Genomic DNA, 22,503 nt, shown 5'->3' with positions numbered 1-22,503 from the left:
TCGACGACATTGACGAGCGCGCCGCCCATCATCGCGGAAGGCGAAGGCGTGAGCCATGAGCGCGCCGAACGGATCGTCGCTTGGCTCAATAACTGCGGATCATGGGCCGAATTACGCAAGAGGATTGCGGACGAACAAAAACCCGCCAGCGAGACGCCAGCGGGCCAGTGATGGAGACAGAGGTTGGCCAGCACATCACGCCATGGCAAGAGCCCGCCGATCGCGCACCGCCGCGATACCGTCGGCCCACGCATCCGAAATGTCGCGGTAGATCGCCCGGTTCGGGTTCGTGCCGTCAAATCGGTCGACCGCGTCACGCGCCATTTCCTCGATCACAATCGCATGCTTGAGCGTCGCCAGTTCATACCGGAAAGCCCCGCGATCCCGGGGAATGGCCGCCTGCACGATCACCGGAGCACCCAGTGGCGCGCCGAACTCGTAGACGAAATCCGCCAGCTTGCCATGCCAGCCCTGACGCCATTCCCCGCGACCATCCCGAACCAAGACGCCAACGCGAGGCGGAAGGCCGGGGTTCTCGAACATGTCGTAGCGATATTCGGTGTCAGCGTGTGCACGGTGACCATCGCTCGCCTCGGCATCCATGGCGCCGCGGATGAACGCGAAAGGCCAGCCGCCGCGTCTCACCTCGGTCAGTTCCGTGAAATTTCGGCCACCAGTGATCGGCACATTCTGCGCCGCGATCATCCCGGCAAAGCGCGCAGCCGCGCCCGCCTTGTGCCCGTCGTAGTGGCAGTAAAACGTCGCTCCGTCGATATTGTAGGTGGCGCGAGTAGCCATGGTAAACTCCTGTCGTTCATAGATTTAATCGGGAAGGGGTCGCGGCCGGGCAGAAACCCGAGCCGCAGCAGCGCATCACACCAGCAGCGTGGCAGGCTCAGGCGAAAGAGGCTTGATCGGCGGCATCTTCTCCGCGCAGCACTCGCGCCACGTCGCGATCGAGTCCGCAATCGCAGGGTGCGCATCGCCACGCACAGGCGACAGACGATCCAGCAGGAAATCACCGCGCGGGTGGTGGTAAGGGCCCATCCATTCGGCCAACACCTTCACCGTCACCGTCCGCTCAGGGACCGGAGAGCGCCAGCCATCGACCAGAACGACCATCCCCACCGTAACGCAACTGGTAGCGTCAGCGATGTAGGTTTCGCGCAAAAGGTCGGCCAGGCGCGGGTCGATCCCGGCCGCGCGGTTCAGGTCGATGCGAAGCGCGACGCCCTGCGTGCGCCCGTCGCCCAGGCTGACCGCGACGATGTCCTGGCCATCGGCGTGGAATTGATCCTCGACGATCTCAAGCAGAGTGTCGCGGGTTTTGTAAGACGTGCTGCCCATGGTGTCCTCCATTGGTATCGGGTGTGCAATAACAGGTTGCAACATGTAGCAACATCTGTCAAGATAAAGAAACACACGGGAACACCAAGGAGAACGGCATGACCAACCAAGCCTTCACCATCGTCCGCGACGCGCTGCTCAAGACCGCGCAAGACGCGGAGTTCGACAACAACGACAGCAGAAAGCCTTGCCCGGACTTCGCGGAGCACATCGCAGGCGCCATAGAGCAGATCGCCGCCGCTGACACGATGAACGACCTCGCCGCCGTCGAATGGGTGCAGGCGCAGGCCGCGCTGCGCGAGTGACCACTGGCGGGGCTTCGGCACCACCGCCAACCGGCGAATAAAGGGAGAGACGACGATGACCACTAAAACCTTTGGCCCTGTGATCTGGCAAAGCGATGAAGGCGATATCAGCACCCTGTGCACCCGCTGCACTGTGAGCGATCTGCGCTGCGCGTTCCTTGTCGGCAATGTGTGCACGGCCCACACCCCGTCGCGGCATATCCCAAACGCTGAGGACACCCCCGACTGGTGCCCTCATCGGGGGCAGGCCGAGGCAGACATGCGCGAGATCAAGGGCGCCCCACAACGACCCGGCTTGCTGAACATGTAGTAACACGTTACAGTGCCCCGCGAACACATTGGCATCGCGGGGCGCGCGTATGAGCGGCCGGAAGAAGGTAGACGACAAACAGCGGGATATCGGCGCGCCGCGGTCAATCGACGAGCGCATCGAAGACCTGATGCAGCATCTGCCACCGAAAAAGCAACTGCTGGTGCGCCATTACCTGATCTGCCGCAATGGCGCCGAAGCCTATCGGCGCGCCGGCTATCGCTGCCAGCCGCAATACGCACGGCACGAGGCATCGCGCGCAATGCGCACCCCTGTGATCCAGGAAATCGTGCGCCTCGATGAGCAGCGCATCGCCGAAAAGCTGAATATCACCCACGAGGATATCGCGCGCCGCTGGTGGCAGATCGCCACGGCGAACGTGGCCGATGTCGTCGCCCTGCACACACCTCCCTGCCGCTACTGCTACGGCGAAGGCCACGAATTCCAGTGGCGCACGCAGCGCGAGTTCCGCGACGCATTCGAGGCAGCCAAGGCGAAGATTCTGGCCGGACTCGACGCCAAGCAAGCCAATGCCATGGCCGAGAAGATCGACGCCGGCGAGATCATCGACCCGCTCATGCCTGATGACGCCGGCGGGTATGGCTACTCGGCCGACCTGCCGCCGCACCCTGACTGCCCCGAGTGCGACGGGCGCGGCGGGGCGCCAACGATGCAGATCACTGACACTGACGACATGAGCGATCAGGCAAGGCTGCTCTACGATGGTGTCAAGCAAACCCAGCACGGCATCGAAATCCTGATGCAGGACCGCGGCAAGGCGCTGGAGAACCTGGCCAAGCACATCGGCATGTTCCGCGAACAGGACGACGATGACGCGATCAACCCGCTTCAACGTCTGGCCGCGCGGATCATGAGCGGCGCCCAGACCGTTCCCGTCGTGCCCGACGAGGAACTGCCGGGCCGCACAGTAGGCGCAATCCCAGCAGACAAGATGGAGGACGATCACGATGACGTCGACCCATAACCAGATCGACCGGGACTTCCTGAAATTCCATCGCCAGCACCCGGAGGTTTACCGGCTGTTCGACCTGTTCGCCGGGCAGCTGGTCGCCGCGGGCCACAAGCGCGGATCGTCCAAGGCCATCATCGAGCGCATCCGTTGGGAAACCCACGTCAAGACCGCAGGCGAGCCGGTCAAGATCAACAACAACTACACCAGCCGCTATGCGCACCTGTGGGAGGACGAAAACCCGCGCTTCAAGGGTTTCTTCCGCACCCGCAAGCTGGCCGAAGCCGCGATCAACAGCGTCGACGTCCCTGCTGCGGAGGTGCGGATATGAGCGAACACAACACCACGATCATGTCGCTCGACGAGGCGCGCAGAACGGAAAGCCAGACCGATTGGGACCACCTCAAGGCGGCGCCGGATCATGAAGGCGAGCCTGAAATCGACGCGGACTGGACAGATGCCGCTCTGATCGACGGCGGCAATATCGTAGCTTCAAAGATCATCACGCAAGACGACGGCGAGTCGTCCATTGCTGACCTGGAGCGCCGCGCGATCGGTATCCTCGACGGCGACGCGCCCAGCGACTGGCTGATCGAGTGGAACGAGTACGCCGGTGGCACCGTCATGCGGTTCGATCTGGCCGACATGGACGGGGGCGGGCTATTCATCGCCACCGGCTTTTGCGCCGCCATCGACCTGACACCCGAGGCCATCGCCGCCGCGCTGCGCATGTCGATCTATCTCGGACGCGGCGTGTTCACGATCGAGGGAGGCCAGACAGCGGAGGTATGACAGCAGCAGCCACCATGGCTGGACCTTCGGATAGGATGATCCCCGCACCGGCGGAGATCGACGAGACATTTGCGCCCGAGACGGCCGAGGAATGGGAAGCGGCGCTGCAATCGTGGCGCTGGCGCATCTTCTCCGGGCGCCTCTACAAGATCATGACCAAGGACGACGAGCACCAGGAGGGTTCCGTCGTTCCGTTCATCCCCAACGGGCCGCAGCGCAAATTCATCAGCCGCTTGCACTACCGCAACGTGATTCTCAAAGCGCGCCAAGCGGGGTTCACAACCTTGATCGCGATCCTGTGGCTGGATCACGCCATGTTCACCGCAGACCAGCGCGTCGGCATTATCGCGCACTCGCTGGAAGACGCCGGCGTGATCTTCCGCGACAAGGTGAAATTCGCCTATGAAAACCTGCCCGACGAGGTGCAGGCGTTGTGCCCGATCAAGACCAAGAACAAGAGCGAAATCCATTTCTGGAATAACAGCAGCATTCGCGTGGCGACGTCCATGCGATCCGGCACGATCCACCGTCTGCACATATCCGAAATGGGCAAGATCGGCGCAAAGTACCCGCAGAAGGCCAAGGAAATAACCAACGGCTCGCTGCCCGCCGTGCCGCAAACAGGCATCGCCGTCATCGAGAGCACCGCCGAAGGCAAGGCTGGTGAATTTTTCGAGATTGCAACGCGGGCCGAGAAGCGTGCCGCCAACGTCAACGGCCCGCCTCTGGGTGTCGCCGAGTATCGTTTCCATTTCTTCCCGTGGTTCGTGACGCCGGAATACGCCCTGCAAGACCCGCGCGACCACCCGCCCATGACTGCGACCGATCACGAGTATTTCGATGGCGTCGAGCGCGACATGGGCGTGCGCCTCAGCCTGGCGCAGCGTGCCTGGTATGTCGCCAAGCGCGAGTATGAGCAATCTGGCGATCAGGAAAGCATGTGGCGGGAGTACCCCTCAACGCCCTCTGAATGCTGGCAGAAATCCACCGAGGGCAGCTTTTATGCGCCGCAGGTGTCTCGCGCCCGCGTCGAGGGGCGCATCGGCGTCGTGCGCCATGTGTCCAACGTGCCGGTCCACACGTTCTGGGATATCGGCGCCGGCGATGGCACCGGCATCTGGTGCATGCAGTATGTCGGCGTTCAGCATCGGTTCATCGCCTATATCGAAGATTGGGCGCGTGGATATGAGCACTACGTCAAGACCCTGCGCGACACCGGCTGGCTGTTCGGCCGCATGCACCTGCCCCACGACGCGACGCACCAGCGGCAGATGGCCACCACCATCGCATCACCGCTCGACATGCTGCACGACCTGGCCCCCGATTGGGATTGGTATGTCGTCGACCGCGTGCCCGATCTGTCTCACGGAATCAACCTGACCCGATCGAAGTTCTCCGAAGCCTATTTCGACGAGCAAGGGTGTCGCGCTGGACTGGATCACCTCGAACTCTACCACAAGAAATGGAACGCCCGCGTCGGCGCCTATTCCGAGGAACCCGAGAAGCTGGACGGCCATTCAGAGGCCGCCGACGCCCTCCGCCAATGGGCGCAGGGCTTTGATCCGTCGAGCATCTACCGCAACCCCTACGAAGCACTGAAAAAAGCGCGGAGCAGACAGCCGCGCGGAGGTATGAGCGCATGAGCACCGAGCATGATCCCGTCATCGACCTGAGCCGCTACCACTTCAAGCACGCCTATGGCGACGTTACCGTGATCGGCACATGGTCTCTGGCCACCAGCCGCCCCGTCATGGCTCTAGTGCCGACCGTCCTGCGCCCGACGCATGATCGCGTCACCCCCTGCCTGGTGCCGCTCGATATGGCGTGGATGTGGGACGAGACCACCGGCGATGCGCAGCACTGCGTGGAAACGACCGTGATGTTTGCCCAGGCGCTGGGTTTCAACCCCTACGCGCCGCGCGAACTGATCCGCCTGACCTCGATCATTCGCGATCATCTGGGCGATTTGCTCACCATGCCGCCCATGCCGGAGACCGAGCAGCGCGCCGTCGCGGACGTGATCAAGACCGACCTCGACACCGGCAAAACCCAGGAAGCGGAGATCCTCAGCGATGTTTGAGAACGACAAGGATGATCCCGCCTACGCGGGGCAGATGCGGATCACGGGGCGCAAGAAGCCCAATGACCCCGTCGATCGGTTGGATCACGCCCCGGCCATAGATACGCAGGTGGTGAGCAAGCCGTCCGATCTGGATGGCGAGTATGCAACGGGGCTGTGGCGCAAGATCCTCGGCTATTACCGGATCGAGTTGCAGCGCCAGCAGGAAAACCGCGAGGAACAGTCGCGCGACGCCGATTTCTACGACAGCATCCAGTGGGACGCGGCCGACAAGGCCGTAGTTGAGGGGCGCGGCCAGCAGGCGCTGGTCTTCAACGTCATCGCTACTGCGATCAACTGGCTTCTCGGCACCGAAAAGCGCGGCCGCACGGATCACCGCATCCTGCCACGCAAGAAGGACGGCGCGCAGGCGGCCGAGAGCAAGACCAAGATCATGAAGTACATGTCCGACGTGAACCGGGCGGAATTCCACGTCAGCCAGGCTTTTGCGGACGCGGTCAAGACAGGCGTGGGCTGGCTGGAATCGGGCGTGCAAGACGACGACGAGGGCGAGCCGCTCTATGAGCGCCGGGAAAGCTGGCGCAACATGCTCTGGGACAGCATGGCGCAGGAACTCGACCTGTCCGATGCGCGCTACGTCTTCCGCACCAAATGGATGGACGAGGATATCGCCGCCAAGATGTTTCCCAAGCGCACCGGCGTCCTGGAGACATCAACGGCCGTGGGCTACGACCTCCAGCAATCTATGGGCCACACCGGCGACGAGGCCATGGACAGCACGGAAATGGCCTATGAGGGCTCCTACCTGTCCGACCCCGAAAATCACATCGGCGTGCGCAACCGCATCCGCATGATCGAGGCATGGTTTCGCGTGCCGACTGAGGATCACTACCTTAAAGGCGGGCAGTTCGCCGGCGAGTTGTTCGACAAGAAAAGCCGCGGCCACATGGAAGACGTGGCCATGGGCAACGCGGAGATCATCACCAAGGTGCGCATGCGCGTCCATGTGGCGATCTTCACCGAACAGGGGCTGGTGCACCTGTCAAAGAGCCCATACCGGCACAACCGCTTTCCGTTTACGCCGATCTGGTGCTACCGCCGCGACAACGACAACATGCCATACGGCATTATTCGCAACATGCGCGATCCGCAGAGCGACCTCAACAAGCGCGCCTCCAAGGCCCTGCACATCCTGTCGACGTCCAAGACCATTATGGACGAGGGCGCGGTAAGCGACCTTGAGGAATTCCGCGAGGAAGCGGCGCGTCCCGACGCCGTGATCGTCAAGAAGCGCGGCCTCGAACTGACCATGGATGCCGACCGCGAACTGGCCGCCGGTCACCTCGATCTCATGTCGCGCTCTATCAGCATGATCCAGCAGATCAGCGGCATCACCGACGAAAGTATGGGCCGCACCACCAATGCCACGTCCGGCAAGGCCATCATCGCCCGGCAGGATCAGGGCGCACTGGCTACGGCCGGCGTTTTCGACGCCCTGCGCTTCGCCCGCCAGATACACGGCGAAAAGAAGCTGAGCCTCATCGAGCAGTTCGTCTCGGATGCGAAGGAGTTCCGCGTCACCAACATGCGCGGCAACCCGGAATACCTGACCGTCAACGACGGCACGCCCGAGAACGATATCGTCAAGACCAAGGCCGATTTCATCATCAGCGAGGACGACTTCCACGCCAGCCACCGGCAGGCGCAGGTCGAGCAACTCATGGAGTTCATGACGCAGTTCGGCGCTACGAGCCCGGAAATCGTTATGGCGACGCTCGATCTGGTGGTCGAGACGATGGATGTGCCGATGCAGGAAGAACTGGTGAAGCGCATTCGCCAAATCACCGGCGCCGAAGATCCGGACGCCGACCCGGAAAACCCGGACCCGGAGACCCAGCAGCGCAAGAAGATGCAGGAAATCCAGCAGCAGATGCAGATGCGCGGGGCAGAGGCGGAACTGGCCGACAAGGAGGCCACCGCTGCCGAGAAGCAAGCCAAGGCGCAGAAGGCCCAGATCGAGGCCGAAAAGCTGGCCGCCGAGATCAGCCGCATCCTGGCCGAAACCGCCGGCAGCAACGTCGATACGCAGGTGCGCGCGCTGGAAGCGGCCGCGTCGATCGTTCGCGGGGCGCCCGGGCTTGCCGGCGTTGCCGACACCGTTCTTGCCGAGAGTGGGTATCAGGACCGCGCCCAGGCGCCCGCCGCCGCGCCGCCCACGGCCGCCCAGCCCGAAGCACTGCCGCCCGAGCAGCAGCAAGCACTGCCGCCCGAGCCCATGCCGCAAGAGCAGGCGCCGAACCAACAACCCGCTGAAATGGCAACAGAAGGATTCTAGGCCATGTACAACGCCACCCCTTCACACACGGCCATAATGGCCCAGATCGCCGACAAGGCCCCGGCTTTGCGCGATATACTGTTCGAGCAAGCTATCTACCGGCTTTCCGACAGCCAGCTGAGCGCCACCGTGGCTGAAATCGGAAAGATCGAGGACGAGCGCAAGCACGAGGGGCTTTTGCGCAGAACCGCCCGCTATGCGCACGAGATCAACCGCGCCTACTGCGAGGCGATCGGTGATCACAGCCAGGTGCCGTGGGACAAAGCGCCGGAATGGCAGCAAGACAGCGCGATGGATGGTGTTCGCGCGTTGCTCAAGAACCCCGCCATGACGCCGGCGCAGTCCCACGAGAACTGGATGGCCGACAAGAAGGCCGCCGGCTGGAAGCTGGGCCCGGTCAAGGACGCCGCCCGCAAGGAACACCCTTGCATGCTTCCTTATGAGAACCTGCCGATCGCGCAGCAGGTCAAGGACCACCTGCTCGTCACCATCGTCAACCTCATGTGCCTGAACAACCCGCCAAGGGACTGAGCACGTCAACCTCAACCCCAGCAACCCATGGAGAACATGAATGGCCAGTAAGAAATTGACCCCCGAAGCGATCGAGGCACTGATCTATCATCACGACTACCTGACCTACGGCACCCTGACGATCTGCGTGATGACGCTCAACAGCGGCGCCATGGTAACGGGCGAGAGCAACGTGATCGACCCGAACAACTATGACGCCAAGATCGGTCGCGAGATGGCCTACAAGGACGCTTTTGCCAAGATATGGCAGCTCGAAGGCTATGCCATGAAGCGTGATTGCACGAATTGGTGACGCGCACCCTCTGACCACACCCACCACACCCACCACACCTGACCCAAGAGGACCAGACCAATGGCAGCCTATGAAGAAGAGCTCCTGACCGAAGAAGAACGCGCCGCTTTCGCAGAAGACGAAGGCAGCGACACCGCAGGCGCAGCAAATGCTGGCGGCGAGGGGCAGAGCGACGCCACCGCCGCCGATGCCACCACCGACGCTGATGATGCGGTCGCCACCGGCGACGACACCACGCCTGACGACGATGCGGCCGGCGCCAACGGGGAGGACACGACCCCCGCTGGCGACGATACCCAGCCGGCCGCGGCGGAGGGCGAGGAAGCGAGCGCCCAGCCCGAACCCGATCCTGAACCCAAACCGGCACCGCAGGAAGCCGCGGCACCCCCGGCGCCGGATGTCGACATGGAGCAGGTCGAGAATGTGCTTGGCGCTTACGAGGACAAGCGCAAGGGAATCCTCGACAAGTTCGACGACGGCGAAATGACCCGCGAGGAATTCCAGAGCCAGATGACGGCGCTGGATGACGAGCGTGTCGAGGCCACCGTCAACAAGCGCATGGTCGAGGATCAGCAGCGCAAGGAAGAAGCACGGTGGAATTCGGCAGTTGGCGCCTATCTGGACCAATACCCCGACATCAAGGGCAACCAGGAACTGCTGCAACGCTTTGATCAGCACGTTCGCCAAGTCACGGCCGACCCTGATTTTGCGCACCTCACCTATGCGCAACAGCTTGCCCACGCCCACGCACAGTGGGCCGTCAAAGCGCAGGCTCTGGGCGTCGAGGGTGTGCCCGACGTGAAGGTGGCGCCGAAGAAGAAAGCCGAACAGGCGCAGAAGAAGCCGGACCCGAAGCCGGACCCGAAGCCACAGCAGCGCGCCGCTGATGAAGCGCCCACCAACGACGGGCTGGGCGATGCGCCGCAAACGCTGGCCAGGGCTCCTGCGAGCGAGATCACCGGCGGCAGCGATGACAAGTTCGCTGCATTGCGCCAGATGGAGAAGAACGCAACGCCCGACGAATACGAGGCCGCGGTTGCCCGGCTGTCGCCGGACGAGCGCGACCAGTATTCGTCCATGGCCTGAGCGGCAGGACCGAAGGAGAAATGACCGTGCTAGTCCTGAGATTGAAGGCCGGCGACTGTGTGACGATCGGAGACGGCACGGTTTTGACCGTGAAGCAGGCGACAGAAGCCGCGCTGCGCCTTGCCATCGCTGCGCCAGATGACCACGAAATCACCCACGCCCGCGCCGGTACAGTGGTCGATGATGCAGAACAACAAGGGGAGGCGCCGGGCTACTCGTCCGGGGCTTCCCATGCCTGACCACATGTGGTATACCGAGCGATAGTGAAGCGCATGATGTGCTTATGCTGGTTATCAATCCGACCATCATGAGGAAACATCATGGCTCAGACTCAGATCCCCTTTGGCGACCCGAAAGCCCAGAAGAAGTGGTCCGCCAACCTCGCGGTCGACGTTCTGACGAAATCCTACTTCTCCAAGAAGTTCGTCGGCGTCGGTCCCAACAATGTCATCGAAATGAAAACGGACGTCGAATCCGATCAGGGCGACCGCGTGTCGTTCGACCTGTCGGTGCAGCTTCGCGGCCAGCCCACGACCGGCGACAACCGTGTCGAGGGCAACGAGGAAAACCTGCGGTTCTATACCGATGAGGTAATCGTCGATCAGACCCGCAAGGGCGTCTCGGCCGGCGGTCGCATGACGCGCAAGCGCACCGCGCACGATCTGCGCAAGGTGGCTCGCGACCGTCTCGGCGACTACTGGTCCGAATACCTCGACCAGCTGATGTTCATGTATATCGGCGGAGCGCGCGGCATGAACGAGGACTTCCTGGAGCCCGAGGGCTACACCGGCCATGCCGGCAACGCCCTTCAAGCCCCGGACAGCAACCACATCCTGTACGGTGGCAGCGCCACGTCCAAGGCGACCATCACCTCCAGCGACAAGATGAATCGCGAACTGATCGAAAAGGCGGCCACCGAGGCCAGCATGATGCGCGCGACAGATCCGGAAACCGCGAACATGATGCCGGTCACTGTCGACGGCGAGGAACACTACGTTACCGTCATGTCGCCGTTCCAGGAGCACGACCTGCGCACCGCTGTCGGCGCCACCGGCTGGCTGGAACTCCAGAAAGCCGCATCCGGCGCCGAAGGCAACAAGAACAAGATCTTCAAGGGCGGCATGGGCATGGTCAACAACGTGATCCTGCACAGCCACAAGTCGACGATCCGGTTCAACGACTACGGGGCCGGGACCGACCTGCCCGCGTCGCGCGCGATGTTCATGGGCCGGCAGGCCGCAGTGTGCGCCTACGGCGTGCCCGGCGGCGCCAAGTTCTCCTGGTTCGAGAAGCGCGTCGACGGCGATAACGAGCCCATCGTCATCGCCGGCACCATCGTCGGCCACAAGAAGACCCGGTTCAACAGCCGCGACTTCGGGGTGATGGCGCTCGACACCTACGCCAAGTCGCCCAAGGCGGCCTGATCTTAACACCCGGCGGGGCGGCTGACATGTCGCCCCGCCGAGCCTGAGCAAACAGCACGCGCAACAACGAGGTTCCACAAATGGCACTCTTTCAATCCGCCACCGCCAAACGCCGCCACACGCCGCCAGTGCCCCAGCAGGCCGGGGTCAAGGCTGCGGCCGTTTTCACCTACGCCTTCAACAAGGACTTCACCGCCGCCGACGACATCCTCGAAATCGGGATGCTGCCGGCCGGGGCGCAGGTTCTTGGCGCCACCGTCATCGGCGAAAGCCTTGGCGCCACCACCGCCGATATCGGCATCATGACCGGCGACGCCGGCGAGAACGACGAGACCCGCACGTCCGGGATCGAACTGTTCGACGACGTGAGCGTCAACGACAACGAGGCCGCCGCCTCGGTCAAGACCTGCCTGGCGCTGACGCCGGAGCAAAAGCACCGCGGCATTGGCGTTGTCCTGTCGGCAAACGTCGTCGCCGGCGCCGGCAAGAAGATCACGCTGGTGATCGAATACGTCTACTGACGACACTCACCGTGTCCGCCGCGCGCCTGATTTCTGGCAGCGCGGCGGACGCCCATCTTGCGACCATCAACGAGGAACAGTGATATGCTCATCCGGTCGAAAATTCTCCGTGAGGGTGGCACCAAGGTCGTGCTCGACGACACGGAATACCACTTCAAGCCCGAGGCCGACGAGCCCGAGGCTCATATCTGCGACGTCAAGAACGCCGCGCACCGCGCGCGCCTTCTGTCGATCAAGGACGGGTTCTGCATTCACACGCAGAAGACCGCCGAGCAGAAAGCCGAGGCCAAGGCCGCCGAGAAGGAGGCGCAGGACGCCGAGGACGCAGCCGACGCTGACGGGCTGGAAGTCGCGACGCGGGCGCAACTCGACGCCGAGTTCAAGGATCTGTTTGATCGCAAGCCCAACTCGCGCGCCACCAATGAGGCCGTGATCGCGAAAATCCGCGAGAAACGCGCCGAAAACGGCGCCGCGCCCGAGCCAGTGCCCGAGCCAGTGCCCGCCGCCCCGAAGGCGAAACCCGCCAAAGGCAAGTAACCCGGACTGTCAGGAGTAGATCACATGGCACTCACCGCGAAGGACGTACTTTCCCGCGCCCGCGTCGTCTTGCAGGACGCGGGGTCCACTCGCTGGCTGTTGCCTGAACTCCTGGACTGGCTCAACGATGGCTTGCGCAGCGTCGCGCTCTACAAGCCATCGGCAATCTCCGAGACCAAGGTGCTTGAGTTGGCGGAGGGCACCTACCAGGAACTGGCCGAAGGCCAGCAACTCCTGCGGGCCACCCGCAATATCACCAGCCTTGTCGCGGCCACGCCGCGCGTTGGTGGCCCGGTAATCACCCCGATCGCGCGTGAAATCCTCGACGCCCAGCAGCCCAACTGGCACGACACGACGGCCGTGCCGTTCAGCGCCACGGTACGGCACATCATGTCCGACATCATGGACCCGAGGATCTTCTACGTCTACCCGGGCAACGACGGCACCGGCAAAATCGAGGCCACAGTCTCGAGGGAACCGACCACCATTGCCGTGGAAGGCGGCGACGACGTCAACGACATCGCATCCTACAACATCGCTCTGCCGATCAGCCCCATCTACATGGACCCGCTTTTGGACTTCATCCTGTATCGCGCCTTCTCGAAGGACATGCAGATGGCTGGCAGCGCGCAGCGAAGCGTCGCGCATTACCAGAACTTCATGAACGCGCTCAACCTGCGCCAGCAGATCGAAGCGGGCGCCAACGTCAACACGACCCAATCGCAGCCGGATTCGTGATCTGACCAGAAAAGGGAGAGCCCATTATGACGCGAACGGTCAACCTGTCCGAATTCGCCTCCCTGGTGCAGGTCTACGCTGCCAGCGCACCGTGGCCCAGCATGATGGCGCAACTGCGCCGTGCCGCGATCGAGTTCTGTGAGCGCACCCGGTGCTGGCGCCATGTCGTGTCGATGCCGATCACCGATCAGGACAGCATCGTCGTGGCGCCGTTCTATGCCGCCATCCATGAGTTCGAGACTGCGGAGTTCGACGGCGAACCGCTGACGCCGCTGCAATTCACTGACGGGCAGGGCATGATGGACGAGACCGGCGCGCCGCCGCGCTACATCACCCAGAAAGCCCCCAACACCGTGCGATTGCTGCCGTTCGCAGCCGGGAAACTGGACCTGACCCTGTTCCTGAAGCCCGTCGAGGGGCACGCGATCTACTCGGAGTCCGGCGAATACCCGGCCGACGATTACGACCAGGTGCCGCGCTTCCTCTACACCAACCACGCTGAAACCATCGCCGCCGGCGCGCTCGTGCGCATCCTCACCATGCCCGGTCAGGATTTCACGAACCCGCAACTCGCCACGATGTTCAACGAGCGGTTCGAGTCGGCATGCAACAGCCACTTCGGGCACAGCATCCGAGGACAGCAGCGCGCGCCGGTTCGCACCCGCGGGCACTACGTCTGAGGGAGACACAATGCGACTGCGCCTCAACACCTTCAAAGGCGAGATACCGAGGGTCAACAAGACCCTGCTGCCAGACGGGCATGCACAGGCGTCTGTCGATGCCGATCATTCGTCCGGGGCAATCGAGCCGATCCGGAAGAATGTGACCGCTCATACCGCAGCAACAGTGCCGGCCGATTTCTACCTGCACAAGGGAACCGATTGGCTGACCTTCACCGCAAGCGTTGATGTCGTGCCCGGGCCAACCGTCGCGGACCGGCTGTATATCTCGAAGGCCGGCGCTGATCCATATCTCAAGGTAATGCCGGCCGGGACCGAGTATCCGCTGGCAATCCCGACGCCGTCGGCGCCACCGACCACATCACTGGAAACTGATACCAGTTTTGCCGGTGCGTCGCAGGAGCCATATGATGCCGCGCTGACCAACACGGAGTTTGTCACCGCGGTCTATAACGACATACTCGGGCGCGACCCGGACCCGGCCGGGCTTACATTCTGGGTGGGTCACCTCGACGCGGCGAACGTGACACGAGCGGAGTTCATCGACGAAGTTGAGCGTAGTTCGGAAAACATCCTGCCGCCTCGTATCGAGGACGAGGTGTTCGTCTACACCTGGGTTTCGATCTTCGATGAAGAAAGCCTGCCGAGCCCGCCCAGCACCGCGCTTGAGGTGCCGGAAGGCAGCACGGTCAGGATCACGTTCATCGACCAGCCCCCCACGGGATCGCGGATCGACAGGTTGCGCGTCTACCGCACGCAATCGTCGAATGTCGGGTCGACCGAGTTTCAGTTCGTGAAGGAACTGAACTCCGCCACGACGGCCTATGTGCATGATGTCTCGGTCGATCAGCCCCAGGAGGTCTTGCCCTCAACATACTATGATCCGCCGGTCACGGGTCTACAGGGCTTCACGGCTCTGCAAGGCGGTGTGATCGCGGGTTTCAAGGGCAAAAGCGTCCAGTTTTGCGAGCCCTACCGGCCGCATGCGTGGCCTGGAAAATACGAACTGATCACGGACTACGACGTGGTCGCGCTTGTTGCCTTCGGCCCGATCCTTGCCATCCTGACCACCGGAACGCCGTATATCGCGCAAGGCAATTCGCCGGAAAGCATGGTCATGGAGCGCATCGAGCAGAACATGCCGTGCGTCAGCGCCGATGGCGTAGTCGACATGGGCTATGCCGCCGCATACCCGTCCCCTGATGGCCTGGTCACACTTTCGCAGAGCGGGGCCCAGATCGTTACCAAGCCGCTGTTCAGCCGCGAGCAATGGGCTGCGCTGGCGCCGGAAACGATCAGCGCAGGTCAGGTGACCGGGAAATATGTGTTCAGCTATCAGCGCGCCGGAGCGGGTAGCCGAGAGGCGGCCATTATTGACCTGACCGGTCAGACGCCGTTTTTGATCCGCTCCACGCTGGAGGCAACCCACCTGCGCGATGACGTCTACACCGGGAGCCTGCACTACATCAAAGGCGACACCAGCATTCGGGAGTTCGCCAGCGTGGACGCCGGTTACAGCGCCATGCGGTGGAAGTCGGCGCAGTATCACCTGCCAACCCTGACAAGCTTTGGTGCCATCCTGATCGACGGTGAAAAACTGTCAGACCCAAGCGGCTTTATCGCCAAGATTTACCGCGATGGCGTTGAGCATGCGAGCATCACGACGATCAGCGAGCCAATGCGTGTGCCGCCGGGGCTCGGGCGTCGATGGGAGGTCGAGGTGGAGGGCACCGCCCGAATAGAGCGCATCACCCTTGCCGGCGATATCGCTGAAATCTGGAGCTGATCACGGATGGCTATTCGGCGCGACAGAACACAGAGGGATGTCGAGACCCTCGGCGGCCAGCGGGGCAGTCCCGGCGACCGGGCCGTGCTGTGGAAGGAACTCGACGGCCTGGCCGAGAAGATCGCGCAGAAACTCATTGGCACCAAGCTGGCCGACAAGCTTGTCGGGAGTGCGAGCGGGCGCGACCTGGATGGCGCTGTCGGCAATACCGACACCATCCGCGATATCAACCAGCTTATCGACAGCGTCAATACGTTCATCAATAACGAGGCAGATAGGCTTGATGGCGCCCTGGACGCCGAAACAACCGTGCGTGAAGGTGAGATTGCCAATGTCAACGTGCGCGTCGATCAGGCCGAAGCGGACATTACGGCCGAAACCATAGCCCGCACAGATGGCGACACAGCCATCGCATCCGATGTGACGGCCGTCACCGCGCGCGTCGATCAGGCCGAAGCGGATATTACAAATGAGAGCATAGCGCGTGCAGACGCGGACACCGCGCTTTCTCAAGACATATCGACGGTTTCTGCAAACCTGTCATCGGCTGAGGCGCAGGTCACCGAAAGCAAAAACGCGATCGCCACGATCGAGGGCTACCAGGCGGCCACCTATACGCTTCGAACTGTTGCGGGCTCCGCCACAGCAGAGCTGGAACTGGTAGCGGCTGATGATCCGATAAATGGCGCCGCCAGCGCCGTCAGAATGACAGCCGATCGCATTCTTTTGGACGGGACCGTCTACACACAACACCTTAGTGCAGGCGCCATCACAGCTGCCAAAATTGGTGCTGGTGAGGTTAAAGCTAATAATATCGCCGCCGGCGCCATTACGGCCGACAAGATCGGGGCCGGGGAGATCACCGCCGACAAGATCGGGGCAGGAGAGGTGACGGTCGATAAGCTTGTCATCGACAATTCCACGCTCGATACCGATGTAAATGGCAATCTGACGCTCAAGGCTGGCGGCGTGACGTCACAAATCCTGACGACCAACGCAGCGACAAAATCAGAGTCAGGAACTGAGCCTGAAAGCGGGATGGGTGGGCTGATCACAGTCTGGATTACCGGTCTGGGTGGCTACCCTCTTTTGATATTGGCAAACTACACTATCAAAAACGTGTCCACCCCAGGTGGATCGTCCAACGTCTACATATCATGTGAAGTCGATGGTGTAGAGCTGTGGAAAACTAACGGCAGCCATTTCATTAGCACGACGACATCGGTTAGTGGTGGGCAATCTGTTCAGCTTATAGCAAACGACGCTAACGCAAATGGATCGCCAACGGTCGATGATATCGAGTTGGTCGTAATCGAACTGCGCAGGTAGGGCGCCGCGGCCCTTCCCCGCGCGCACCATATGTGCTAACTTCCACGCGACACCGCGCAAGATGTGCGGCCACCACCACGACAACCGGTTGGCCAACCACTATCTGCGAGTGCCCGAATGACCTGCAAGAAACGCCCCATCGACCCTTTCGCCTTCTGGAGCGGGAGTGTGAACTGTGTCGAGCAATGAGGATCTTTACGAAAGGCTTGTGCGGCGCATCGACGCCCTGGAAGCAATCGCCGTGCACACGAAAGACCCGGAGGACCAACGTCTCGATCGGCTGCTGCGCAAGGTCGCACGCAGCGTGGAGATGACAGCATGGCTTGGAGGTTTTTGCATCAAGGTCGCCCCGATCATCGCGGTCGTCTGGTGGCTGGGGGAAGAGGGTTGGCGCGGTCTTGCAGAATGGATGGCGCAATGATGAAGCGCGCGATGGACAGCAAGACATATCGCTGGATCGGTATCGTCGCACTTGTGTGGATGCTGCTGCAAATTCTGCCAGTCACGCGGATCGCATTCAACCCCGTAGCGGTCCAGGTGCGCGGCGACGAGGTGGTGATGCAGCGCACATTTCCCGGTGATGTTTTCGGCCTTCCACGCCCCCGCCTGTCCTATGTCGAAACGGTCAGACCGATCACACAGACCCACAACAACGGCCATCCGTGCGCTGATAGGGGTGGGCCCTTTCGTTACTCACGGGCTCAGAAGGTCGGCCGGTGGCGCATCACGGATTGGGCCGGTGACTGCCTTTCCGATCCAACCGGATACGTCTGGTCGTCGGTCTGGACGTGGCACATAGGAAATTTCGAAGTCGGGCCGGCAAGGCTGTCCCACCGTGTAATCAAATCGTATGGAGGCCGAGGGTGACGCTGGCGCTGACATTCGAGGACCAGGACGCGCTCAAGGCATGGGCGGCGCCGCGCTGCGATCTGCATGCGGCGTGGCCGGAATCGGCGGAAGCGATCGGCGTGATTGACAGCGACACAGGCAAGATCCGGGCCGTGATGATCATGGTCCAGACCTATTCCACGACCTGCGATCTGCACTTTGCCTCGGACGGCTCGCGCGGCTGGGCGACACGCAACATTCTTGGCGGCCTGTTCGGATACGTTTTTCTGGTACGCAAGGTGCCACAGGCCCACGCCATCGTCGGCGCCGACAACATCGCGTGCCAGGCCATGAACATCAAGCTGGGCTTCGAGATCGAGGCGCGCCTTCGCGGCGTCATGGACGACAACGAAGACGGCATTCTGTTCACCATGCATCGCGACCGGTGCGCGTGGATCAAGGAGAACTGACATGGGTAAGCCAAGCCCCCCGAAGCCCGACAAGCGCATCGGCGAAGCTGCATTGAAGTCTGCCGCGATCGGGGAAGACTACCTCGCCTTCATGAAGGATCAGGCGGCAATCACGAACGATTGGGCCGCAGAGGATCGGTCCCGGTATCGTTCCGTCTTCCAGCCCTTGCAGGATGAGTACATCGCTGACTCGCAAGGCGGGCCAGATTACGGAAAGGTCGCCGGCGATGCGCGCCGCGCCAAGGCAACGGCCGCGCACCAGTTTAACGCAGCACAGGGCCAGCAGGAGCGCAGGCTGGCGTCCATGGGCGTTGACCCGCGATCCGGGCGCTTTGGCTCTGCCACGCGCAGCAGTGAACTGGCAGAGGCCGCCGCCACCGCCGGGGCCGCGAATGACACGCGGCTCAAATCCCGCGCCATGGCCGAGAACAAGTCCGACACCATGAAGGCGAACGCCATCAACATGGGGTCGGGCATGGCGGTCAACCCCGGCACCTCGATGGGGCTGTCGAACGCGGCCAGCGGTGCAGGCTTTCAGGGCGCCATGCAGGGGCAGCGCCAGAAGGGCAGCCTGCTCAACACGCAGTATCAACAGCAGATGCAGCAATACAACGCGCAGATGTCGCAGTCGTCGAGCCTGTGGGGTGGCCTGGGTAGCCTGGCCGGGCTTGCGCTTACGTCCTCGAAGGACGCCAAGACGAACAAGAAACCGGTCGAGCGCAGCCTTCTCAAGGCGGTCGAGAAAATGCCCGTCGAGGAATGGGACTACAAGCCGGGCGAGGGCGACGGCGGCAGCCATGTCGGCGCCTATGCCGAGGACTTCAAGGCAGCGACCGGCAAGGGCGATGGGCGCAGCATCAACGTCGTCGATGCGCTTGGCGTGACCATGGGCGCGGTCCAGGAGTTGTCGCAGAAGGTCGACAAGATCGGCAACGGCAAGACGCGCCGCAAGCCGAAGTCGCGTAGCATAGCAGGGGTGGCGGCCTGATGGCGGGCGCGGGTTCGTTCCTTCAAGGGCTGGCCGGCGGTATCAGCACAGGCCGCGGCATGAGGCGCCAGCGGTCGATCACCGATGCGCTGGATCGGCTGAATGGCAGCGGGGATGGCGCCACCAACAGCGGCGGCGGCGCATCCGGCGGCACGCCATCATTCATCCCCGAAAACACGGCGGCGGGTCGCAGCGTGGTCAGCGAAGGCCAGCGACACGGAAGCGGGCGCGGTGACTATGCCTCAGAATTCGACGCCAGCCTGTCGCGCACGGAAAGCGGTGGGCGATATGACGTTGTGAACGACGAGGGCTACACCGGGAAATATCAGTTCGGACAGGAACGTCTCGACGACTTCAACCGCGCCACCGGCAGCAAGGTCACGACGAATGATTTCGTGAGCCTTCCCAAGGAAGAAAGCCGCAAACTGCAAGAGCGCGTTCAGGACTGGCATGTGCGGGATATCGACGGCTTCATCGAAAGCAACGGGCTGGACAAGTATCTCGGTCAGGAAGTCGGCGGCGTCCGTATGACCCGCAACGGCATGCGCGCCATGGCTCATCTGGGCGGCAAGAACGGAATGCGCAAGCTTTTGACATCTGGCGGAAAGTACAACCCCGCTGACTCCAACAAGACGTCGCTGCTCGACTATGCAAAGACGCACGCCGGGGCGCCATCGCGCGGGTCGGGGACGCCCAAGCCGAAGGGTGACAACACCCCGGCGGCCGAGCGCGTGGCGCGCAGCATATTCGGCGACGAGTCGCCCGCACAGAGGCTCGTGCGCATGTTCTATCGCAAAGAGGATTCGTAACCATGGCAGGCTTGGGATCATTCATCGAAGGCGCAATGTCGGGCTATCAACTCGGCACCGGGATCAAGAACCAGAAACGCCGGCAGAAGATCGAGGACGAGCAGCTCGCGCGCGAAGCGGAGCGGTTCGATTGGGCGCGCGAGGACCGCGAGTGGACCAAGAGCGAACGCGAGCGCAAGCGCGCCGCCCAGCAACGCGCCCGGCAGCGCGCCGAGGCCGAGCGCCAACGTATGACCGATGCCTACGACGGCGCTCGCGAGGAATACGAGACGCAGGGCGCGCCCAACCCCGGGCGCAGCATCATCACCCAGCCCGACCCGAATTCGGACGTTCTGAGCGGCGACATCAACACGCCGCAGCCGCAGGCGCCGCAGCAGGAGGCGCCCGCACGACGCCCGCGCAGCATCAACCCCACGCCACCGGGTGTCGGCCAGCAAATGGCACCGCAGCAGATGCCCCAGCCGCAGAATATGGCAATGCCGCAGCGACCGCAGGTTGACCGGACCACACCGCAGGCGCCAGCGCGCCCCGCGCCCCGCACTATCATGAACGACGCGCCCCAGGCGGCAGGCGGCGGCACGTCCGATCCCGCAAGCGCACCGATGCCCGCCAGCTTCGCGCAAAACCCGAGCGTCCAGGAGGCGGCGCAAAGCGCCAACATGAAGCCGAGCGATCTTTGGGCGGCCATGGTGCCACAGGGGCGCAGCAGGTTTCTCGCCGCGGATAACCCGCAGGGAAGCCAAACACCGCAACAACCCGCCCAGCCGGCAGCCCCGTCACGGCCCGATATGCCCAGCACGCCGCCGGAGCGCGGGGTTCTGGCGCGCGGTGTCGCCGGGCGCAATGATCCTTCGCCGCGGGGGCGCGCAGCACCGGACGCGCCGCAAGCATCCACGCCCGGCGAGAGCCAGCGCCCGCCGGTGTCGCCGCAAGATCCGCCGTCCGTTCAGGCCGCCGCCGCCAGTGCGCCGGACCCGAACAGAGCCAAGGGCAAGGAGCGCAGCGGAGCGCCGAAGTTCACCCCGGCGCAGCAGAAGCGCGCGACGGACAGTTTCATGGACTTCTACGCCAAGAAGGCCGTGCCGAAGATCGTGGACCTGTACCTCCAGCGCGGCGATATCGAGAAAGCGCAGGCGTTCGAAGAATGGTCGCAGGCACGCGAGACCAAGGGTCAGTTGGAAAGTTGGAGCAAGGCCGTGCATGCCGCCACGATCGGCGATGAAGATGGCCTCATGGATCACCTGTCTGACACCTACAACGCTTTCGACGACGGGTTCGACGTGGTGCGCGAGCAAAGCGGATTCCAGCGCGGCGAGAACGGGGAGATTACCGGCGCCCGCCTGACATTCCGCAATCGCGAAACCGGGGAAACCTTCACGCGCGACTATGAGGACCAGGGCGATCTGATACAGGAGGGGCTCTACGCTCTGGCGCCCGAAAACGTCTTCGAAATGCTTTGGGAGCAAATGCAGGCGGCGCAGAAGCTTGAGGCCGAGCAAGCCAAGAAGGCGTCAGGGCAGCAAGAGGATATCGCCAAGAAGATCATCGCCGAGGCGGCCCGGTTGCGGAAGCAGTACACGGATCAGAGCCTTGTCACCGCTGAGGGAATGCCGTCCAATGCGCAGATCACGCAGGAGGCACGCGACAACGTGGCCCGGGCGATGGGGTTGGCGGCGCAGGGCTACGCACCACCTCGGCAGGAGCCGCCCCCGAACTATACCGAGTGAGGCAGGGCGGGGGCGGCGAAACAAACAGGAAAATCGCGGAAAAGTTGCGCAACTTTGCGTCGACTGCTAGCGTCGACTCACCGCAACAAAAAAGGAATGATTCTATGATTAGAGCCTTAGCTATGGCTGCACTTGTCGCAGCAACGGCAGCCTCTGGCGCCCTGGCGCATTCGGGCGGGACCAACTCCGCAGGGTGCCACGCGGGCTCCAAGCCCTATCATTGCCATTGACACGATGTGTTGAGATAAAACCGACCGTGACGCCAATGCGCTAGCACAGGGCTTCACAACAGCGGGGCGCATGCTTATATTGTGAGCATGCGCTTCCCTGATTATCATGACCGCGCCCAGATTTACGGTTGGATCGCCATGCTGGCGTCTGGTCTGTCCATCGGCAGCCTTTTCGGCTTCATGGTCCTAATCGCGACCGACAGCATCGCGGTGGGTGTCATCGTCGCGGTCATCGGCACGCTTTGCGTTGGCCTCTGGATCAATAGCCAGATTGGCCGCGAACGTGATCGGCGCAACAAGATGCGTGATGAAATGGCAGCAAAGCGCGAGGCTTCCGGCAAGCGCGCCCGCTAACGCGCCGCTTCCATCCGACCCGACCTTCTGCTAG

The 22,503-nt window shown here is 62.7% G+C and carries 29 protein-coding genes; 27 read left to right on the top strand and 2 right to left on the bottom strand.

Annotation, left to right across the window (positions count from 1 at the left end; all coding sequences use genetic code 11):
• The first annotated feature begins 9 nt into the window (after positions 1 to 9).
• A complete protein-coding gene (locus Q0L89_RS08230; protein ID WP_296763734.1) occupies positions 10 to 171 on the top strand; it encodes a hypothetical protein in 162 nt (53 codons plus the stop codon).
• Positions 172 to 195: 24 nt separating this feature from the next.
• Here the strand turns inward: Q0L89_RS08230 and Q0L89_RS08225 are convergent, their stop codons facing one another.
• Positions 196 to 705 carry a hypothetical protein gene (locus Q0L89_RS08225; RefSeq protein ID WP_296763733.1) on the bottom strand — a complete coding sequence of 170 codons (510 nt, stop codon included), beginning with the start codon at positions 703 to 705 and terminating at the stop codon, positions 196 to 198.
• Positions 706 to 873: 168 nt separating this feature from the next.
• Positions 874 to 1,359, bottom strand: a complete 486-nt coding sequence (locus Q0L89_RS08220) for a hypothetical protein (RefSeq protein WP_296763731.1) — start codon at positions 1,357 to 1,359, stop codon at positions 874 to 876.
• An 86-nt stretch (positions 1,360 to 1,445) separates the two neighbouring features.
• Between Q0L89_RS08220 and Q0L89_RS08215 the strand changes: the two genes are divergently transcribed.
• The 26 genes from Q0L89_RS08215 (at position 1,446) to Q0L89_RS08090 (ending at position 22,469) form a co-directional block, all read left to right on the top strand.
• Positions 1,446 to 1,652, top strand: coding sequence for a hypothetical protein (locus Q0L89_RS08215; protein WP_296763729.1), 207 nt, complete (start codon positions 1,446 to 1,448; stop codon positions 1,650 to 1,652).
• A 55-nt stretch (positions 1,653 to 1,707) separates the two neighbouring features.
• Positions 1,708 to 1,962: a hypothetical protein gene (locus Q0L89_RS08210; RefSeq protein ID WP_296763728.1), complete on the top strand. Its 255-nt coding sequence runs from the start codon at positions 1,708 to 1,710 to the stop codon at positions 1,960 to 1,962.
• Positions 1,963 to 2,011: 49 nt separating this feature from the next.
• Positions 2,012 to 2,947 (top strand): terminase small subunit, encoded by a 936-nt coding sequence (locus Q0L89_RS08205; RefSeq protein ID WP_296763726.1) that lies wholly within the window; start codon positions 2,012 to 2,014, stop codon positions 2,945 to 2,947.
• Positions 2,931 to 3,263 carry a hypothetical protein gene (locus tag Q0L89_RS08200; RefSeq protein ID WP_296763725.1) on the top strand — a complete coding sequence of 111 codons (333 nt, stop codon included), beginning with the start codon at positions 2,931 to 2,933 and terminating at the stop codon, positions 3,261 to 3,263. The genes Q0L89_RS08205 and Q0L89_RS08200 overlap by 17 nt, the downstream gene beginning before the upstream one ends.
• Positions 3,260 to 3,724 (top strand): hypothetical protein, encoded by a 465-nt coding sequence (locus Q0L89_RS08195; protein WP_296763723.1) that lies wholly within the window; start codon positions 3,260 to 3,262, stop codon positions 3,722 to 3,724. The genes Q0L89_RS08200 and Q0L89_RS08195 overlap by 4 nt, the downstream gene beginning before the upstream one ends.
• A 14-nt stretch (positions 3,725 to 3,738) precedes the next feature.
• The gene (locus Q0L89_RS08190; protein ID WP_296763722.1) at positions 3,739 to 5,367 is read left to right on the top strand and encodes a hypothetical protein; all 1,629 of its coding nucleotides are present in this window, start codon (positions 3,739 to 3,741) and stop codon (positions 5,365 to 5,367) included.
• Positions 5,364 to 5,804, top strand: a complete 441-nt coding sequence (locus Q0L89_RS08185) for a hypothetical protein (RefSeq protein WP_296763720.1) — start codon at positions 5,364 to 5,366, stop codon at positions 5,802 to 5,804. The genes Q0L89_RS08190 and Q0L89_RS08185 overlap by 4 nt, the downstream gene beginning before the upstream one ends.
• Positions 5,797 to 8,139 (top strand): hypothetical protein, encoded by a 2,343-nt coding sequence (locus Q0L89_RS08180; protein WP_296763719.1) that lies wholly within the window; start codon positions 5,797 to 5,799, stop codon positions 8,137 to 8,139. The genes Q0L89_RS08185 and Q0L89_RS08180 overlap by 8 nt, the downstream gene beginning before the upstream one ends.
• A gap of 3 nt (positions 8,140 to 8,142) precedes the next feature.
• Positions 8,143 to 8,670, top strand: a complete 528-nt coding sequence (locus Q0L89_RS08175) for a RyR domain-containing protein (RefSeq protein ID WP_296763717.1) — start codon at positions 8,143 to 8,145, stop codon at positions 8,668 to 8,670.
• A 40-nt stretch (positions 8,671 to 8,710) separates the two neighbouring features.
• Positions 8,711 to 8,962: a Gp49 family protein gene (locus Q0L89_RS08170; RefSeq protein WP_296763715.1), complete on the top strand. Its 252-nt coding sequence runs from the start codon at positions 8,711 to 8,713 to the stop codon at positions 8,960 to 8,962.
• Between the two features lie 60 nt (positions 8,963 to 9,022).
• The gene (locus Q0L89_RS08165) at positions 9,023 to 10,048 is read left to right on the top strand and encodes a hypothetical protein (RefSeq protein ID WP_296763714.1); all 1,026 of its coding nucleotides are present in this window, start codon (positions 9,023 to 9,025) and stop codon (positions 10,046 to 10,048) included.
• Between the two features lie 20 nt (positions 10,049 to 10,068).
• Entirely contained in the window at positions 10,069 to 10,287 is a 219-nt protein-coding gene (locus tag Q0L89_RS08160) for a carbon storage regulator (protein WP_296763712.1), read from the top strand.
• A gap of 81 nt (positions 10,288 to 10,368) precedes the next feature.
• Positions 10,369 to 11,472 carry a N4-gp56 family major capsid protein gene (locus Q0L89_RS08155; protein ID WP_296763711.1) on the top strand — a complete coding sequence of 368 codons (1,104 nt, stop codon included), beginning with the start codon at positions 10,369 to 10,371 and terminating at the stop codon, positions 11,470 to 11,472.
• A gap of 80 nt (positions 11,473 to 11,552) precedes the next feature.
• Complete coding sequence (locus Q0L89_RS08150) at positions 11,553 to 11,993, top strand: hypothetical protein (protein WP_296763709.1); 441 nt, start codon at positions 11,553 to 11,555, stop codon at positions 11,991 to 11,993.
• An 84-nt stretch (positions 11,994 to 12,077) separates the two neighbouring features.
• Positions 12,078 to 12,530 (top strand): hypothetical protein, encoded by a 453-nt coding sequence (locus tag Q0L89_RS08145; RefSeq protein WP_296763708.1) that lies wholly within the window; start codon positions 12,078 to 12,080, stop codon positions 12,528 to 12,530.
• 24 nt (positions 12,531 to 12,554) lie between these two features.
• The gene (locus Q0L89_RS08140; protein WP_296763706.1) at positions 12,555 to 13,268 is read left to right on the top strand and encodes a DUF6682 family protein; all 714 of its coding nucleotides are present in this window, start codon (positions 12,555 to 12,557) and stop codon (positions 13,266 to 13,268) included.
• A 26-nt stretch (positions 13,269 to 13,294) separates the two neighbouring features.
• Positions 13,295 to 13,948: a hypothetical protein gene (locus Q0L89_RS08135; RefSeq protein WP_296763705.1), complete on the top strand. Its 654-nt coding sequence runs from the start codon at positions 13,295 to 13,297 to the stop codon at positions 13,946 to 13,948.
• Between the two features lie 10 nt (positions 13,949 to 13,958).
• Positions 13,959 to 15,734, top strand: a complete 1,776-nt coding sequence (locus Q0L89_RS08130; RefSeq protein ID WP_296763703.1) for a DUF4214 domain-containing protein — start codon at positions 13,959 to 13,961, stop codon at positions 15,732 to 15,734.
• Positions 15,735 to 15,740: 6 nt separating this feature from the next.
• Positions 15,741 to 17,063, top strand: a complete 1,323-nt coding sequence (locus tag Q0L89_RS08125; RefSeq protein ID WP_296763702.1) for a hypothetical protein — start codon at positions 15,741 to 15,743, stop codon at positions 17,061 to 17,063.
• Positions 17,064 to 17,238: 175 nt separating this feature from the next.
• Positions 17,239 to 17,484 (top strand): hypothetical protein, encoded by a 246-nt coding sequence (locus Q0L89_RS08120; protein WP_296763700.1) that lies wholly within the window; start codon positions 17,239 to 17,241, stop codon positions 17,482 to 17,484.
• Positions 17,481 to 17,930 carry a hypothetical protein gene (locus Q0L89_RS08115; protein ID WP_296763699.1) on the top strand — a complete coding sequence of 150 codons (450 nt, stop codon included), beginning with the start codon at positions 17,481 to 17,483 and terminating at the stop codon, positions 17,928 to 17,930. Before Q0L89_RS08120 ends, Q0L89_RS08115 begins: the two co-directional genes overlap by 4 nt.
• Positions 17,927 to 18,361 (top strand): hypothetical protein, encoded by a 435-nt coding sequence (locus tag Q0L89_RS08110; protein ID WP_296763697.1) that lies wholly within the window; start codon positions 17,927 to 17,929, stop codon positions 18,359 to 18,361. The genes Q0L89_RS08115 and Q0L89_RS08110 overlap by 4 nt, the downstream gene beginning before the upstream one ends.
• 1 nt (position 18,362) lies before the next feature.
• Positions 18,363 to 19,349, top strand: coding sequence for a tail fiber domain-containing protein (locus tag Q0L89_RS08105; protein WP_296763696.1), 987 nt, complete (start codon positions 18,363 to 18,365; stop codon positions 19,347 to 19,349).
• On the top strand, positions 19,349 to 20,158 hold the full coding sequence (locus Q0L89_RS08100) for a hypothetical protein (protein WP_296763694.1): 810 nt from the start codon (positions 19,349 to 19,351) through the stop codon (positions 20,156 to 20,158). The genes Q0L89_RS08105 and Q0L89_RS08100 overlap by 1 nt, the downstream gene beginning before the upstream one ends.
• A gap of 35 nt (positions 20,159 to 20,193) precedes the next feature.
• Entirely contained in the window at positions 20,194 to 21,885 is a 1,692-nt protein-coding gene (locus tag Q0L89_RS08095; RefSeq protein WP_296763693.1) for a hypothetical protein, read from the top strand.
• A gap of 317 nt (positions 21,886 to 22,202) precedes the next feature.
• Positions 22,203 to 22,469 (top strand): hypothetical protein, encoded by a 267-nt coding sequence (locus Q0L89_RS08090; RefSeq protein ID WP_296763692.1) that lies wholly within the window; start codon positions 22,203 to 22,205, stop codon positions 22,467 to 22,469.
• Positions 22,470 to 22,503: the final 34 nt, after the last annotated feature.

Source organism: Sediminimonas sp. (genome assembly GCF_024637375.1).
Taxonomy (GTDB): domain Bacteria; phylum Pseudomonadota; class Alphaproteobacteria; order Rhodobacterales; family Rhodobacteraceae; genus Sediminimonas.
The sequence above is the reverse complement of the archived record's forward strand: the minus strand, read 5'-3'. Positions and strand labels throughout refer to the sequence as shown.